We start from the raw sequence: 16,293 nt of genomic DNA, 5'->3' as shown, positions 1-16,293 counted from the left end.
CTTTCCTTTTGCTTTACAATGACAAGAGTAAACCTTATAAGGTGTATAAGTTATTCCCCTGGTACTTTAAATCCATACTTTTTAAATATTTCTATAGCCTCACTGGACTTTAGAAACTCCATAAAACTTTTCCCTAAATCTTTATTATTTGAACTTTCAATAATTCCTGCTGGATAGGTGATTTTACCACAAGCCTCTTCTTTAAATACAGTAATAACAGAGGATTCCTTCAGATTCAAAGCATCTGATTTATATACTATTCCTCCAACTACTTCCCCACTTTCAACATAACTTAAAACCTGTTTAACATCTTTGGCATAAACTATATTTCCCTTAAACTTGTCTAAAATATTGTAATAAGTTAATGCTTTTTCTCCATACTGACCTACAGGTACAGAATTTACTTCTCCTAAACTTATCTTTCCATCAATATTCTTAATGTTTTCTATTGAATTTATATTATCTTTATATTCATTATTTACTATAAAAACTAGTTGATTTTCTAAAAGCTCTACTTTGCTATTTTCATGAATTCTTTCCTTATCCTCAAGAGCCTTAAACTGCTGTTCTCCTGCAGATATAAATATGTCTACTGGAGCTCCTTGCTCTATTTGCTTTTGCAAAGTTCCAGAACCTCCAAAATTAAAGGCTATATTAGCTCTATTTTCTTTTTCAAAAATTAACTTTAACTCCTCCATAGGCTCCTTTAAACTTGCAGCAGCTGATATGGTGAGTTTTTTTGTGGGTTGTCCACTAACTGACCTTGCACTACATCCAAATAAAAAAGCTGAAATAACTATTAATCCTATAGTCCAAACTATCTTTTTCATAACCCCTCCACAAACTTATAAATTTAGTAATATTATACATTATTTTCCATAAAATTTAAAGCCATCCTCCATACTTTTATAATTCAAGGTATAAAATGTTAATGTTGGAAATAAAATTTTCAATAAAAATTTCTCTCGAAGATAATACTATAATCACAATAAAATTAAAGAGGTGATTTCAATGAGAATAAAAGATGGAGTAATTCCTACAGTTGTTGGAACAGTTGTTACTGCCGGCGCTGCTGCTCTAAGAGCAAAAGATATGAGATCTATGAAAATGAATAAAAATACCCTTGTACCTATGGCTGAAACTGCCCTACTTGGTTTTGGATTAGCTCACGTAGTATTAGGTGCTATAGATTTAATGCAAAACGACTAATTTAATATGTAAGCTCCAATAAAATTGGTACGCTATGGATAATCATATTCATAGCATATTAAGAGCTTCTCTTAACTTATATCAGCGGAGCAAGGAACTTTTTAAGCACTAAAAAGAATAAGCCTGCAAGCATTTGTGCCTACAGGCTTATTCTTTATTTTAACTTATTTTTTCAACTTTTTACTTTACACTTTGGAAGCTCCTCTCCATCTAATACCTTACTTAATTTTCTTAAGAAGTATCCTGATAATATAGGGATTGCTCCTATTAATAGTAAGTATCCTCTTATGACAAAAGCGCCTCTAAATAGAGAAAGAACTAAAAGCAATATTATTGAGCTAATAATTCTACCTCCATTTAATACTATATCCTTATTAATCATATATTCTATTCTTAAATCTTCTTCATGAATTTTATTTATCACATTAAAACTTGATGAAGATAGCTGTATTAGGAAAAATGGTAAAAGGAAAGAATCCACTACCATAAATATAAGTAGGGTTGCATAACTTATCTTATATACTATTGTGGTCACAGCTAAAAAGGATCCTATAGTTCCAACATATATAGCTAATCGCCTTCTAGGTGGTTTTATAATCTTTTGAACTAATACATAAGCTCCTGAAGATGCTAATGCTCCAATAAAGGTTAATTTTCCTAAGGATAATTCACTCCCTGTGGTTTCTATTATTAGAATATTTACTAAGAAACCAATTATCACATCTCTAAACCCCCATAGGGTAGTAGACTTTCTAATAATACTCCAATCACTGCAATTCTTCGAAAAAACTTTTTTAAAGTTTACTTTGCTTCCGTAATTGTTGCATTTTAGGAACAAGCTGATAATTAGCAAAACTATAAAAATTGATAGAGTAATTGTAAAAACTATACTATACCCCTTATTTCCACTAAATCTAGTTATTATATATCCAGAAGTAATTGGTGCAATAGCTGCTGCTACACCTGCACAGCTACCATTAAACCCATTAAAGGTATCTCTATTGGTAACACAAGTAAAGTCAAAGCTTAAAGTATTGAAGGCTAACCAATAAAATCCAACTGCAAAGCCATATACCATTCCTAGTATATAAATGTATATTCCACCTCTGTTTCCTAAAGTTAATATTAAACTATAAAAAATAGCATATAAAATTAATCCTAATCTTAAAGACCATATACCATTTTTCTTTTTTGCAATTATTCCACCAATCATAAAAGTAATAGGAGTGGTGATGTAATGTATCATGTTATAAATTACTATTACAATAAAACTATTGGTTTGCTTCCAGAAAAATATATTTACAAAAATTCCTGATAATCCTGCTGCAAAGGTAAATAATGCACTCATGAAAAGTAATATTTTGGCTTCCTTACACATAAAGTCCTCCTTATAAGCATTTAGTACCTAGTTATTATGTGCTAACTTCCTTAAGGTATATTAGTAGTAATTTTTAACATTATATCTCTATCCATTTAATTCTTGGTATGAAAATCTAATTAATGCTCATTCTAAATTAGAAGGGAGTTGTTAATATGGGTAATAAACATGCAGTAACTAGAAAACAAATGGCCAGCTTAGGACTTAAGAAAACTCCTCAAGGAGATTATGACTATATTGACCCCTCTGAAAAAAACAAATCAAAATATAAAAGCATAAAAAAGGAGCCTCAAGCTTAGCCTTGGCTCCTTTTACATTTAAAGCATACTTATTTGAAACAATAAGCTTACTAAATGAGGGTCGATTTAATAACAAAAGTGATATTACATATTTGCGTTTAAGTTTTTATTTCTATTCTTGTTTTTAGCATTTTTTTCTTTTGCCTCTGGATTAAGCTCGTAATCAATTGCTTCTAGATTGTCATCCCATAGGTATTTTTTAGTTTCACTAACTATAACACCACTTAATGCAATTAGAGAAATCAGGTTTGGAATTGCCATTAGTCCATTTGCTAAATCTGACATATTCCATATCAAATCTAAACTAAATACACTTCCTACAAATACCATACCTACATACAATACTCTATATGGAGTTATGGCTTTCTTGCCAAATAAATACTCTACTGCCTTTTCAGCATAATATGACCATCCAAGTATAGTTGAGAATACAAAGGTTAAAAGTCCAACTGTTAATACTATTGGCCCCACAACAGGTATCATTGCAAAGGCAGCCTTTGTAAGTTCTCCCCCTGCAAGACCTTGATTCCAAACTCCTGTATTAACAAGTACGAGACCAGTCATTGCACAAACCACTACTGTGTCCCAAAAAGTTCCTGTAGCAGATACTAAGGCTTGCTTTACAGGGTTTCTACTTTGAGCTGCTGCTGCAACAATTGGTGCACTACCAAGACCTGATTCGTTAGAGAACAAACCTCTTGCAATACCATATCTCATAGCTGCCATAATACCAGCACCAGCAAGTCCACCCCCTACAGCCTTAGCTGAAAATGCACTCTTAACTATTAAAGCTAAACTAGCTGGTATAGAACTAAAAGTTAATCCTAATATGATTAAACATCCAGTTACATAAAATAATGCCATAAATGGTACAAGAATATCACAAACTCTTGCTATACTCTTAATACCTCCTATTACAACTACAGCAGTAAGAATAGCCATTACTATCCCTGATATCCAAGTTGGTATGCTGAAGGTGCTAGCTAACATTGTAGATATGGAGTTAGCTTGTACAGCTGAACCAATCCCTAAAGCAGCTAAACTTGTGAAAGTTGCGAACAAAATACCTAACCACTTCTTACCCATGGCTCTTTCCATAACATACATTGGTCCTCCAGCCATGGTACCGTCCTCTGTCTTAACTCTATATTTAACTGATAAAAGTGCTTCTGCGTACTTTGTAGAAATACCAAATACCCCTGTAAGCCAAGTCCAAAGCACCGCTCCTGGACCACCTAAAGATATTGCTGTTGCAACACCTACTATATTACCTGTTCCTATGGTGGCTGCAAGCGCTGTACAAAGAGCACTAAACTGACTTACATCGCCCTCAGCAAAGTCATCCTTTGTTACAGAAAGTTTTATAGCCTTTCCTATATATCGTTGAATGAATCTTAGCCTAAATGTTAAAAATAAATGCGTTCCAAATAAAAGAATAATTAATGGATAACCCCAAATAAATGATGCAGCTTTACTAATAGATTCAGCAAACATAATTACTTCCCCCTTATTATTAATTGTAAACATATTATATCAAATTTTTAAACATATTTAACAATTGTGAAAATTCTCTCAATATTATTTTTCGCCATATTTCGACACTGATTAATTGATTCTACTTTTCCCTTTCAATTCATGTTTTTTCCCATAATTCAGCATAAAATTATTTCAATTTATGGCTCTACCAAAGAATTTATTAAATTATTTGAGTGGTTACTAAACTAATTAAACTCGTTTGTAATTTTCCTCAATAATCTTATTCTTTTTAGTAAATAAATTTATAAGAATTGAAAATATTACCCTTTATACTTATGAATATTTTGTTAAAAAATACACAATTTCTTTTTAATTGTTTTCTCTTCTCTTTATAATATTCTTCATATTTTGTTAACATTTTAAATATGTATGTTTATGCTATAATCCCCTTAAATTTCATAAAATTCCTTGACTAAGACCTATGTTATTCAGTCCTTAAACTTTTAATAGCCTTAAGATAGTTTTATATAAGCCAAAACCAAACCTTCATTGCCTATAGATTAAAAATGAAAAGGTGCCCCCTCTAGAAGCACCCATATCTTTAGATTCAATTTTAATTAAGTTCCTTATCTATTTCCTCAAGGTTATCATCCCATAAATATTTTTTAGTTTCATTAACTATAACTCCACTTAACGCAAGCAAGCATATAAGGTTTGGAATTGCCATTAATCCATTTGCAAGGTCTGATAAATTCCATACCAAGTCTAAACTAAATACACTTCCTACAAATACCATAATTACATACACAATTCTATATGGAGTTATTGCCTTTTTGCCGAATAAATACTCTATAGCCTTTTCAGCATAATAAGACCATCCAAGTATAGTAGAAAATACAAAGGTTAAAAGTCCTACTGTTAATACTATTGGTCCAACTACTGGTATTATTGCAAAAGCTGCTTTTGTTAACTCTCCACCATTTAACCCTTGATTCCAGACTCCTGTATTTACTATAACAAGACCTGTCATAGCACAAACCACTACTGTATCCCAGAAAGTTCCTGTAGAGGATACAAGGGCTTGCTTAACTGGATTTCTTGTTTGTGCAGCTGCTGCAACTATTGGAGCACTACCAAGACCTGATTCGTTTGAGAATAATCCTCTTGCAATACCATATCTCATAGCCATCATAATTCCAGCACCAGCAGCTCCTCCACCTACAGCCTTAGCTGAAAAAGCACTCTTGAAGATTAATGCTATGCTTGAAGGTATAGAACTAAAGGTTAACCCTAATATAATTAAGCAACCTAAAACATAGAATATAGCCATAAATGGCACGAGAATATCACATACTTTTGCTATACTCTTAATGCCTCCAATTACAACTATAGCTGTAAGAATTGCCATCATTGCTCCTGATACCCAAGTTGGGATGCTAAAGGTACTTTGTAGCATAGTGGAAATAGAGTTTGCCTGAACTGCACAACCTATCCCAAAGGCTGCTATACTTGTAAAGGTTGCAAATAAAACAGCTAGCCACTTTTTACCCATAGCTTTTTCCATTACATACATTGGACCTCCAGCCATGGTCCCATCTTCAGTTTTAACTCTATACTTTACTGATAATAGGGCTTCAGAATACTTTGTTGCAATTCCAAAAACCCCTGTAAGCCAAGTCCAGAGCACTGCCCCTGGCCCTCCTAGGGATACTGCTGTAGCAACTCCTACAATATTACCTGTTCCTATAGTTGCTGCAAGAGCTGTGCAAAGAGCACTAAATTGACTTACATCTCCTTCAGCAAAGTCGTCCTTTGTCACAGAAAGCTTGATTGCTTTTCCAATGTATTTTTGCATAAACCTTAGTCTAAAAGTTAAGAATAAATGAGTCCCAAATAAAAGAATAATTAAGGGATACCCCCAAAGAAATGTAGCGGCTTTGCTTACGAATTCGGCAAACATTATATAAAATCCCCCTAAAAATTAATTGTTGTTACATAATATTCATAATTGTTAATTGTTATGCCTAATTTCAAGATTATTTGCAAGTTTCTAACTTCCTTCTTTCATTTAAATTGGATTTTATACCCTTAATTTAATTTTAAAATTACTATTGTAGTGTTATGTAACTTATGTTAATATGTATTTAAACCTTTAATCAGATCCAGAGAGACTGTAAGGAGAAAAATATAGTGAATTATTACCCTTAGTGGGTGCTATATTAGACTTCTTACCATTGTAAGAAGTCTTTTTTATTTCTTTAAGTCTTATGATTTAATAGGTTACTTTTAATTTAGTCCTGCGAGGCTAAAAAGGGAGCTAGCGCTCCCCCAAATAATATTTTTAAGGGGGATTTAAAATGGAAAATAGTTTATCAACAAAAAATGCATTAGTAGAGGAAAACTCTGTTATTGATGTTCAAGACAAGGTGCCTCTAAAGAAAGCAATACCACTAAGTTTACAGCACTTGTTTGCAATGTTTGGTGCCTCTGTACTTGTACCAATTTTATTTAATATAGACCCTGCAACGGTATTATTCTTTAACGGTATTGGAACCTTACTTTATGCAGTAATCACAAAAGGAAAGATACCTGCATTTCTTGGTTCAAGCTTTGCTTTTATAGCACCGGTACTATTACTTCAACAACAAGGCTATAGCTTCCAACACATACAAGGTGGTTTCGTAGTTTCAGGTTTAGTTTTTTCAGCTGTAGCTATAACTGTAGGTTTTACAGGCATAGGTTGGATTAAAAAGCTTTTCCCACCAGCAGCTATGGGAGCCATTGTTACAATAATAGGTCTTGAGCTTGCACCAGTTGCAGCAGATATGGCTGGCTTTCCAGTAGGACTTTCAAACTCACCTGAGCTTAATATGACTTGGGTAATAGTTTCAATGATAACACTTGGAACACTAGTTTTAGGTTCAGTAGTTTTCAAAGGATTTCTTAAGATAATACCAATTTTAATAGCAGTTGTAGTTGGATATGTCTCAGCTTACTTCATGGGATTAATAGACTTCACTTCAGTAAAAGAAGCAAGTTTAATAGCAGCTCCAACCATGGCTTTTGCAAAATTTGACCTAACTGCAATATTAACCATATTCCCAGCAACTTTCGTAGTTATTGCGGAGCATATAGGACACCTTGCAGTTACTAGTAGCGTAGTTGGAAAAGATTTAACCTCTGATCCAGGTCTTCATAGATCCTTACTTGGGGATGGATTATCCACCATGCTTTCAGGATTACTAGGTTCAGTACCAACCACTACTTATGGTGAAAATGTTGGTGTTATGGCTATAACAAAGGTTTATAGTGTATATGTAATTTGTGGTGCAGGACTACTATCAATAGTTCTAGGTTTCTCAGGAACCTTAGCTTCACTAATTAGAACTATCCCAACCCCTGTAATAGGTGGGATATCCCTTCTACTCTTCGGAACAATCGCAACTTCAGGTCTTAGAACCTTTATAGAGGAAAAAGTGGACTACTCTAAATCAAGAAATCTTATGTTAACTTCTGTGATTCTTATCATAGGCTTAAGTGGAATAAAGCTTCACTTTGGAGTAATTGAAGTAGGTGGAATGGGACTTGCAACTTTAGTAGCAATAGCTTTAAACTCAGCCTTCATGATATTTGATAAGTTAAACCTAATGAATGAAAAATAGTGTAACATAATAATAATTCTGTGGATAATTACACCATTAAATGTATTAAAAAACAGGTTAGAAAGTTCAAAGAACTTTCTAACCTGTTTTTATTTTATTCTATGTCTATTTAAAACCTAATCTTCTAATTTCCTATAACGCTTATTTTTAGTTGCCTATTTCTAATATCTCTTCAAGCACTACTCTATCCTTATTATTAATCTTCCAATCTAAATGAAAATGACCAAAATACCATTTATTATAACTAGTTTTACTTTTTACCTCAGATAAAAAAGTATTTAATTCATCTTCAGTAGGAGTAAACCCTAAAGCATCTCCAATGGTATATAAATTATCCACATCCGTAGTATGAGTTAATATGTAATCCACAACATAATCACATTTTTCTAAATTCTTTAGTCCATTGTTCATTTCTTCTGTGGATGGAATCTCTTCCTTCCACCAACTAACCTTATCTACCCGTCTGTCCTTATCAATAGACTTGCCACCACCAAAGGTAAAATATTTCTTATTGTTTATGGTAAAGACCTCACCTCTCATAAGATGAAGTACTTTATCTTTAATTTTATGTACTTTACCTCCATTCCATTGTTCCATAGGTAGTGCATTTAGCATATCAAAGTTTTCATGATTACCATCTATTATCAAAGTAGTGAAAGGCTTTTTATTCAGTTTATTTAAGGCCTTGGTTTCTTTTAAGCTACCATCCCATAAAAGACCGAAATCTCCTAAAATGATTAAATAATCATCTTCATCTAAGTGATTTATCTTCAAAACTCTTTCTATTCCTAAAAGTCCATGAATATCTCCCGTAATATAAACCTTGCTATTACCATCCCCTGCTCTATTAAAAACCTGAGTAGAAAAAGCTGATTTATTATTTAAACTCACAAAGTAAATAAGAACTGGTATGATAATAAATAAAACTTTTTTCTTTAGACTCAATGTGAACTCCTCCACCAACATATTTTTATAACTGGTGTTAGTTTGCCCCATAAAGCCCATAATATCCCTATGTAGCTTTTAATTAACTTTACACTGTCAGTAAGAGGATTTTTAAAATTTCTCTTGTCAAAGCAAATGTTTTATGATAATATATATTTTGTCGGTAAGACAAAACTAAACATAGGGGTATAGCTCAATTGGTAGAGTAGCGGTCTCCAAAACCGTTGGTTACGGGTTCAAGTCCTGTTGCCCCTGCCACACTAAACATTAGAAGCTTCAAGGGTTTGAAGCTTCTTTTATTTTTTGTTAATTATAATGAAATTCTTCATTTGGGTACTATTTGGGTACTATTGATTTAAAAAAATACATTAAAATACAATAAAGTGTGCCTAAAAAATCTAAACTTCATTTAATATAAATAAAATTAACATTCGAAAATTATTTTATTAAACATTAAAATCTAGTGTAGGAAATTCCGACACTAGATTTATTAAACTATTTTTTAATTTGCAAGAAAATAGAATAGCAGTCAATCCTAATAATTTCGCACAAATTATTGCTATATGAGAAAGAAAAACTGTTATACTAAGCACTTTTAAAGCGTCTAATACCCAAGATTTTCAAATTAGCGTATCTAAGTTGGTATTTCTACCTTAACTTTATTATTAACCTCAATCTTACTTATTATTGGAGTATATAAATCAGTTTCAACCTTCGGTGTGGAAATTGATACTATCAACGAATATCTTATTTTATGATCCCAACGTCCTAAATAGCTTCTTTCTCTCCACCAACCAATTGCTGGATAAATAGCAATTAAATTTGAAGTTGCTAACTCTGCTGCTGTTCCCTTCCAAACATCCGAGTGTATAGAACCAACATTCCTACTATTAGGTCCTAATAACCAATTAACATTTCCACCACCACTTTTAATGATATCATTATTTTCTTCTTCTATTGCCTTAGATATTCTGCTCATAAATACTTCCTTTGTATCAGATCCATTGACATCAAATCTTAAAGCACAGGAAGCATACCTATATCTATCTTTCCACCCTACTTCTCCTGGTCCGGGTTCAATAAAGTAGGACAATGTTACTTTCATCTCAACTTGTGTAGTATAAAGCTGCTGTAATATCTCACTAGGCCAAGGTAATTCATGTATATGCATATCTTTACTTTTATAACTACCCTTCACTTTCTCAAATGGTTGCAACTCAGATTGTATAATTAAATTTACGCTATTATTCGCACACAGTATAGCCTTTTGTAGATTTGGAACTCCATACCCACAAGTCCTTAAAAGTTTTCTAAAATCAGTCTTGGTATTGCCGTCTAGAAACTGTTTTTTCATTGCGTCAGTCCACTCAGCCGAGTGTATTAACAAAGCTCTTATTGTCTCAGGCCATGCATTTGGATACATACTTTGTAACTTTGCCGCCATCCAAGATGCTTGCGCTGTAGCTGCACTTGTTGCCCAAATTGTTGTAAACTGCTGTTTACTTGGCATATAATTTGTAGTTAATAACGATAGGTCATCCTCTCCACCATAACACCCATGTGAATCCTTAATAATATTTCCACCTTCTAGAACAATTTCTGGTTTTATGGGCCATTTACTATCCCAACTAGCTGAGGTAGAACTATACGGTGATAACTCTCCACTGCTTGCCACCGTTACCATATCACCATATTTCTCTCTATCTATCGTGCACTTTTCAGTATATGCACCTACTGTAACCGCATTCCAAGATTGTCCAGGATTTTGGACAGATCTAGTTATATTACTAATAGGATAATTCATCCAATCATCATTATCTTGTATATTCCCAGCTGAAACTAGGAAAAGCTTTTGAATACCATCTATATATCCTGATGTGATCTCATCTATCGCCGCTGACCAAGAAGAAGGACTTCCGTCTCCCGTTTGATATTTAGGTGCTGTTATTGCCATACATATTATTCTCTGTTTGTTAGGATTGTCAATAATTAAGTTACTCACAGCGTCCGTTGTTATCGCACCATACAACTGAGGATTATTTTCTCCTCTGGGCGGAAGTATTTTATATGATTCTAAACAGTGATCTACTGTTATTTCATGATTACATTCTAAAGCACTTTGCAAATTACCAAATGCGCTTAATCCAGCCATACTTGTACCATGGCCTTCATGATCGTATGTACCCCAAGTACTTTCATAACTATAGCACTTATCATCATTTAAAATTGGTTTTAAAAGCATATGTCCATTATTAACTCCAGTATCTAATACGCTTATATAAGTATTACTATTTTGATTTACTTTTAGCCTGTTTAATAGCTCATTAGCCCATTCTGTTTGCTCAGTATTTTCTAAATCAATAAAAAAGGCCGCAGTTTCCGTAGCTCTTCGTATCTCTGCAACTAGATGCGTATTTTCTATTACCTTTTGTAACAAATCTTTATTAGCTTTCACAAATAAAACTCTACGTTCAGGAAACGATATTTTCTCTCTTTTACTTTCAATACCTAACAACTCTAGCACGTTTCTAAATTCTGCTTCTTTCTCATCTGAATCGCTACTTATCCAAACTTCACACCATGATAAATCATCTTTTGGAATCCAATCTTTTGAGCCTGTCCAAAAAGATTCTAACACTGCAAGTTTTATATCATTAATAGATGCAATTAAATTTTCATTTGCTGGCCGACCCTTTCCGGTTTCTTTTGTTAAGTATGCATTTATTTTTTTTAGAAAATGATTTTCTTTTCCTTTAGGTATAAACACAGTTGCTTTATTTATAAATGTTTCTTCATCTCTTATTTCTTTTCTAACATTTAATAGCCTTATTCCATCCTTAGTAGATTCTAAGCTTTTTGTAGTTAAATTAAAATTTGGTGTGCTTTCAAACTCTAAATAAGTTCCCCCTCTAGTATTTAACGCTACAGCTGTCGTATCATTACTTTCACGCTCTATTCGTTCCCAAATACCCTGTAGTTTTCTTTGAATTCTTTCCCCATGTTCTATTCTATTTCTCGGAGGAAGAGTGTTTCCCCTTCCTCCTTGGTTTTTAGATTTATATTTATGCGCCTCCCCTGTTTTGTCTAAAAAAATATTATTGTAATACTTAATCTCCAATATTTCCACCCCTCATATAAGATGAAAGTCTTTCTTCGATCATTTTTCGAAGCAACTTTTCATTTACAAACCCTATATCATTTAAAATTGATTCCTTAATACTATCATCACAGGCTTTTGATATTTCTGCATGACTCAATGAAATGCATCTTTCTGTTATGTGTGTATAATCAATTGATTTATATGCAAACTCACCTAATCTATTTCTAATTAACCTTTCAATTTCAATTTCATCTGGTAAGGTGTAGTGTATTATATCATCAAATCGTCTAAATAAAGCTTGATCTAAAAGTCTAGGATTATTAGTTGCTGCTACTATTATGCTCTCTGACTCATCCTGCTCTATTAATTGTAAAAAGGAATTTAATACCCTTCTAATTTCTCCAACATCATTATCCATACTACGTTCAGAACCTATAGCATCGAACTCATCAAAAAGATATACTCCTTGATATTCAAAAATATTATCAAATATCTGTCTAAGTTTAGAACTTGTTTCACCCATATATTTAGTTACCATCTTATCCATCATTATAGTACATAAAGGTAAATTCAGCTCAGATGCTAGCACTGATGCAGTCATTGTTTTTCCTGTTCCTGGAGGTCCAGCTAATAGTATTTTTCTTCTATTATTAAGTCCATGTCTTTTTAACTTATCTCTTTGCCTGTATTCCTTAATTATTCTTTGAATTCTTTTCTTTATTTCTTCGGCAACTACTATTTCACTTAAATTATGCTCTGGTAAAGTACTATTTATTAATTCATTAAAACCATTATTTAATTGAACTGCTTTGTTTCTTTTTATCTTAGACGCATCTACTATATCTCTTATTTCTCTCGCAAGTGCATTATGCCCCTTATTTGCCTCATATGCAGCAATCTGCAATACTACCGATTTAAAGCGATCTTCATTATCATAATGAGCCTGAATTAATAATTTTATATGCTCTCCTGTAGCCATACTATTACACCTCCTCTAATTATACTATCGTACATTATATCTAAATTATACCATAAATTTTCTATCCTACACATACGCAAAAAAGTATCCCTAAATTATTGATACTTCTCTAACTTAAATATATTTGACTTCAAAACTCATCTTCAAAGCCAAACGTATTCTTAGAATATCAAGTAAGCTCTTATCAATTTTTCTCTACAATAGTTTCATTTATTTTCTCAATAATATCTTTTACCTTTGCCAATTCACTGAAAGTCGATTTATCACTAATATTCTTATTTGTACTTTTACTTTCAAAATCATAAGCTATAAGTATGTTTAATATAACATGGAAATTTCCTCGCCTAATTACCCTACTATTTGGCATACATATTAAATATATGTGAGCATAATATGCTATTGTCATTACTATTGCCATAATCGCTACTATCAATAGTACAATATCATTATTTGATCTAATAAATGTATAGTTAAATCCAATTATAGAAGCGATTCCAATTCCACCTTTAATAACGCCCCTGATTTTCTCACTAATCTTATAAAATATGCCCCCAGTATAACTCCTTAAACTTCTAACAAATCCTTCGTTGTACAGTCCCTCATCTATTAGCACTTCTCTTAGTACATCAACACGTCTATGATATGTTTGGATATCAACTTCATGTTTGTAATTATAAAAATAAGCGATTAAAAATGCACATAAAACTTCTGCCATTATATAAATTTCTGCATTTTCAATTTTCCCAAATAATGATAATCCCATTAATAGAATAATAGATAGTAAAAAAAGTATTATTGCAATACTACCTGCTCTTTTCTCTTTTCTTTTCATAATGCTTATTACATCTTTAAGTTTAACTTTTTCTTCTTTAGCATTATATTTCTCATTATATCTCTTTACATATTCATCATATATAGAAAGAACCCACCCTTTATAGTCCATATATTTGTTTCCTCCCCACTAATTATAATCTTTGTCGCTCTTATTCAACATAAACTCCTAAAGTTCCTTCAAAAAATAAAAAAAGAGAGCTTTCGCTCTCTGGTATTTAACTCGTTATAATACTCTGCATAAACTACTTAATAACCTTAAAGTTCTTAATATCCTCAAGCTCTTGCTTAAGAGTATTTGTATCTTTATTAGATTCATTATTACCAACGATATTAGTTTCTTCCTTAGCTGTTGTAGGAGTTCCCAAACACTGATCTATTAAGTACTTGTTAGCCTGGAACTTAATTCTTTGGTCTTTACTATTAAAAGCTAAGTCAATTAAATTATTTATATAACTTTCTACATTGGATGTAATTTTATCCTTAGCAGCTTGTTTCAGCTGTATCTTTCTTTTTTCCATTTCCTGAATTACTTCATCAAGTTTAAGCCAAGCATATATTGTTGCTCTTGACTTATTTAAAATCCTTGCAATATTAGTTATAGGCTTTCCTTCTATAACCATATCTATCATTTCTAATTGTTCATTAGTTATCATATTATATACACCTCACCTTTAATGTAAGTTATTGTATTTTAGTTTACTCATTTCTATTAAATCCTCTAGTCTATCGCTAATATATTGAGCTCTGTAAGTAATTGCTCTACTTGACTTATAAACATTGTCTTTTTTATGATTTACATAATAATTAATTAAGAAAGCTCTATCTTTTTCTGGCAATTTGCTTATTATACTATTTAAGTAATCAACCTTTTCTTTAATAATATTAAATTGCTTTTCATATTCACAAATTAAAAATTGAGTCATATTTAATGACTCAGCATACTTAATCAATATTTCTAAATTATCCATATCATATTTATAAGTATTCATAAAACCCAATTCTATTAAGAAATATCTTCTTTTAGTAAAATTACCTTTATTCATAAGTACTCCCCTTAATCTTGAAATATCAATGGATTCGCTCTATGAGTTAAGTACTTTATTATTTTGTATCCTAAACCTGAAGCACTTTGAATCGTTTCTCCTTTAATTCCTAATTGATCTTTAACCTCTGCCCATGTTAACTCATTTACATATTTTAAGAATAATATTTTTTTATCTCTTTCCGTTAATGGCATAATTAAATTGTCTATGTATTTAAGTCTTAAGGTTTTTCTTAATACATCACCCTGAATGTCCATTTTTTCATCTTCACTAAGATTAGGTAGTTCTAAAACTAGCTTATTATTCTCTATTTCACTTATTATATTGTCATAGTTTCTTAATGTGAATATTATCTTTTCTTTTAGCTCATTCTCAAGCTGTGTTAATGGCTCCATCTTTACACCAACAAAATAATTTCCTCTACTAGCCAACCTACAACCCCCACTTTTTAATGTTAAGTAGTTTGTCACTTAGATCACTACCAAACTTTTCATTCCAATCCATAAATGATTCTATATTGTTTTGAGAATACAGTGAACTTAAAATCTTGTTTTTATAATCACTTACTTTCTCACCGTAATAATAAATACTACCTATTTCTTCAACCCACTTATTATTTCTTAGTATATTTAAGGCTTTTACTTCTATAATGTGAGCATAGTCAATGCTAACACCTAACTCTTTAGCAATTTCAGTATAAGAGTAAATTCTCCCTTCAAATCCATATCTCAATCTTAATGCTTTCTCATATTTGCTACTTAAGTTACTTAACATTAGCTCTTCTAATTCTTTTCTTAAAATTCCATTATCAATATTTTCAACTACCTTTTCATATAAAAGTTCTGTAGTCTCATCTCTATGCAAATCTCCAATTTCTTTTCCATCTTCACATAAAGTATTATTAACTGATGGCATATATCTTCTATTAATTATCTTTTTCTTCATATTAAGCACAGCGTATAAAATAAAACGATTCATAGAAGCTTCTATGTTATTAGGTAACCCTATGTTATTCCATACTTCACAAGCATTAAATATAGCCATATTTCCAGCTTGTATTAGGTCATCATAATCATAGTTAAGTTGACCTCGATATCCTCGATAATATATTTTTCCAACTTGAATTTTTACTGATGGTAAGAAATAATTATATAATTCTTCTTCCGCACCAGGTGCCTTATTCCAATAATCCTTTATCATATTTTCTACGGATTTCATAATATCACCTATAAAATAATCCATATGCATCCACAAGACTACAACAGTACCCTTTCACATGCATACGGATAATATTTTCTCTCTTATAAATTTAATCAATTCCATAAGACACTACCAAGCCCCTTATACAATATTCATAAATCTTACTTT

At 31.8% G+C, this 16,293-nt stretch carries 15 protein-coding genes and 1 tRNA gene; 4 read left to right on the top strand and 12 right to left on the bottom strand.

Annotation, left to right across the window (positions count from 1 at the left end):
• Nucleotides 1-50: 50 nt before the first annotated feature.
• Complete coding sequence (gene modA, locus B3040_RS06740; protein ID WP_291571467.1) at nt 51-830, bottom strand: molybdate ABC transporter substrate-binding protein; 780 nt, start codon at nt 828-830, stop codon at nt 51-53.
• A gap of 181 nt (nt 831-1,011) precedes the next feature.
• Here modA and B3040_RS06735 point away from each other — a divergent pair, with 181 nt between their 5' ends.
• The gene (locus B3040_RS06735) at nt 1,012-1,209 is read left to right on the top strand and encodes a hypothetical protein (protein ID WP_017413459.1); all 198 of its coding nucleotides are present in this window, start codon (nt 1,012-1,014) and stop codon (nt 1,207-1,209) included.
• A 172-nt stretch (nt 1,210-1,381) separates the two neighbouring features.
• Here B3040_RS06735 and B3040_RS06730 read toward each other — a convergent pair whose 3' ends face one another.
• A complete protein-coding gene (locus B3040_RS06730) occupies nt 1,382-2,587 on the bottom strand; it encodes an MFS transporter (RefSeq protein ID WP_291571465.1) in 1,206 nt (401 codons plus the stop codon).
• Between the two features lie 155 nt (nt 2,588-2,742).
• Between B3040_RS06730 and B3040_RS06725 the strand changes: the two genes are divergently transcribed.
• Nucleotides 2,743-2,886, top strand: a complete 144-nt coding sequence (locus tag B3040_RS06725) for a hypothetical protein (RefSeq protein WP_017413461.1) — start codon at nt 2,743-2,745, stop codon at nt 2,884-2,886.
• 84 nt (nt 2,887-2,970) lie between these two features.
• Here the strand turns inward: B3040_RS06725 and B3040_RS06720 are convergent, their stop codons facing one another.
• Both B3040_RS06720 and B3040_RS06715 read right to left on the bottom strand, forming a co-directional pair.
• Entirely contained in the window at nt 2,971-4,380 is a 1,410-nt protein-coding gene (locus tag B3040_RS06720; RefSeq protein WP_291571461.1) for an alanine/glycine:cation symporter family protein, read from the bottom strand.
• A gap of 595 nt (nt 4,381-4,975) precedes the next feature.
• On the bottom strand, nt 4,976-6,322 hold the full coding sequence (locus B3040_RS06715) for an alanine/glycine:cation symporter family protein (protein WP_291571459.1): 1,347 nt from the start codon (nt 6,320-6,322) through the stop codon (nt 4,976-4,978).
• A 397-nt stretch (nt 6,323-6,719) separates the two neighbouring features.
• On the opposite strand from B3040_RS06715, the gene uraA reads away from it, so the two are divergent.
• Entirely contained in the window at nt 6,720-8,024 is a 1,305-nt protein-coding gene (uraA, locus tag B3040_RS06710) for a uracil permease (protein ID WP_291571457.1), read from the top strand.
• A gap of 147 nt (nt 8,025-8,171) precedes the next feature.
• Here uraA and B3040_RS06705 read toward each other — a convergent pair whose 3' ends face one another.
• Entirely contained in the window at nt 8,172-8,969 is a 798-nt protein-coding gene (locus B3040_RS06705) for a metallophosphoesterase (protein WP_291571456.1), read from the bottom strand.
• Between the two features lie 182 nt (nt 8,970-9,151).
• On the opposite strand from B3040_RS06705, the gene B3040_RS06700 reads away from it, so the two are divergent.
• Nucleotides 9,152-9,227, top strand: a tRNA-Trp gene (locus B3040_RS06700).
• Nucleotides 9,228-9,603: 376 nt separating this feature from the next.
• Here the strand turns inward: B3040_RS06700 and B3040_RS06695 are convergent.
• The 7 genes from B3040_RS06695 to B3040_RS06665 form a co-directional block, all read right to left on the bottom strand.
• Nucleotides 9,604-12,087, bottom strand: a complete 2,484-nt coding sequence (locus tag B3040_RS06695; RefSeq protein ID WP_291571453.1) for a S8 family peptidase — start codon at nt 12,085-12,087, stop codon at nt 9,604-9,606.
• A complete protein-coding gene (locus B3040_RS06690; protein WP_291571451.1) occupies nt 12,077-13,048 on the bottom strand; it encodes an AAA family ATPase in 972 nt (323 codons plus the stop codon). Before B3040_RS06690 ends, B3040_RS06695 begins: the two co-directional genes overlap by 11 nt.
• A 184-nt stretch (nt 13,049-13,232) precedes the next feature.
• Nucleotides 13,233-13,991, bottom strand: coding sequence for a hypothetical protein (locus tag B3040_RS06685; protein WP_291571449.1), 759 nt, complete (start codon nt 13,989-13,991; stop codon nt 13,233-13,235).
• Nucleotides 13,992-14,124: 133 nt separating this feature from the next.
• Entirely contained in the window at nt 14,125-14,535 is a 411-nt protein-coding gene (locus B3040_RS06680; RefSeq protein ID WP_291571447.1) for a helix-turn-helix domain-containing protein, read from the bottom strand.
• 18 nt (nt 14,536-14,553) lie between these two features.
• The gene (locus tag B3040_RS06675; protein WP_291571445.1) at nt 14,554-14,925 is read right to left on the bottom strand and encodes a hypothetical protein; all 372 of its coding nucleotides are present in this window, start codon (nt 14,923-14,925) and stop codon (nt 14,554-14,556) included.
• Between the two features lie 11 nt (nt 14,926-14,936).
• Nucleotides 14,937-15,356: a hypothetical protein gene (locus tag B3040_RS06670; RefSeq protein WP_291571443.1), complete on the bottom strand. Its 420-nt coding sequence runs from the start codon at nt 15,354-15,356 to the stop codon at nt 14,937-14,939.
• A 1-nt stretch (nt 15,357) separates the two neighbouring features.
• Complete coding sequence (locus B3040_RS06665; RefSeq protein ID WP_291571441.1) at nt 15,358-16,167, bottom strand: sigma-70 family RNA polymerase sigma factor; 810 nt, start codon at nt 16,165-16,167, stop codon at nt 15,358-15,360.
• Nucleotides 16,168-16,293 lie beyond the last annotated feature (126 nt).

Source organism: Clostridium sp. UBA4548, from assembly GCF_002387895.1.
Lineage (GTDB): Bacteria > Bacillota > Clostridia > Clostridiales > Clostridiaceae > Clostridium_J.
The sequence above is the reverse complement of the archived record's forward strand: the minus strand, read 5'-3'. Positions and strand labels throughout refer to the sequence as shown.

Excerpts from the sequence above, each read along its gene's own strand:
- modA (WP_291571467.1), bottom strand. The coding sequence starts at position 830 with ATGAAAAAGATAGTTTGGACTATAGGATTAATAGTTATTTCAGCTTTT.
- B3040_RS06680 (WP_291571447.1), bottom strand. The coding sequence starts at position 14,535 with ATGATAACTAATGAACAATTAGAAATGATAGATATGGTTATAGAAGGA.
- B3040_RS06685 (WP_291571449.1), bottom strand. The coding sequence starts at position 13,991 with ATGGACTATAAAGGGTGGGTTCTTTCTATATATGATGAATATGTAAAG.
- B3040_RS06730 (WP_291571465.1), bottom strand. The coding sequence starts at position 2,587 with ATGTGTAAGGAAGCCAAAATATTACTTTTCATGAGTGCATTATTTACC.
- B3040_RS06675 (WP_291571445.1), bottom strand. The coding sequence starts at position 14,925 with ATGAATAAAGGTAATTTTACTAAAAGAAGATATTTCTTAATAGAATTG.
- B3040_RS06665 (WP_291571441.1), bottom strand. The coding sequence starts at position 16,167 with ATGGATTATTTTATAGGTGATATTATGAAATCCGTAGAAAATATGATA.
- B3040_RS06735 (WP_017413459.1), top strand. The coding sequence starts at position 1,012 with ATGAGAATAAAAGATGGAGTAATTCCTACAGTTGTTGGAACAGTTGTT.
- uraA (WP_291571457.1), top strand. The coding sequence starts at position 6,720 with ATGGAAAATAGTTTATCAACAAAAAATGCATTAGTAGAGGAAAACTCT.
- B3040_RS06715 (WP_291571459.1), bottom strand. The coding sequence starts at position 6,322 with ATGTTTGCCGAATTCGTAAGCAAAGCCGCTACATTTCTTTGGGGGTAT.
- B3040_RS06690 (WP_291571451.1), bottom strand. The coding sequence starts at position 13,048 with ATGGCTACAGGAGAGCATATAAAATTATTAATTCAGGCTCATTATGAT.
- B3040_RS06720 (WP_291571461.1), bottom strand. The coding sequence starts at position 4,380 with ATGTTTGCTGAATCTATTAGTAAAGCTGCATCATTTATTTGGGGTTAT.
- B3040_RS06725 (WP_017413461.1), top strand. The coding sequence starts at position 2,743 with ATGGGTAATAAACATGCAGTAACTAGAAAACAAATGGCCAGCTTAGGA.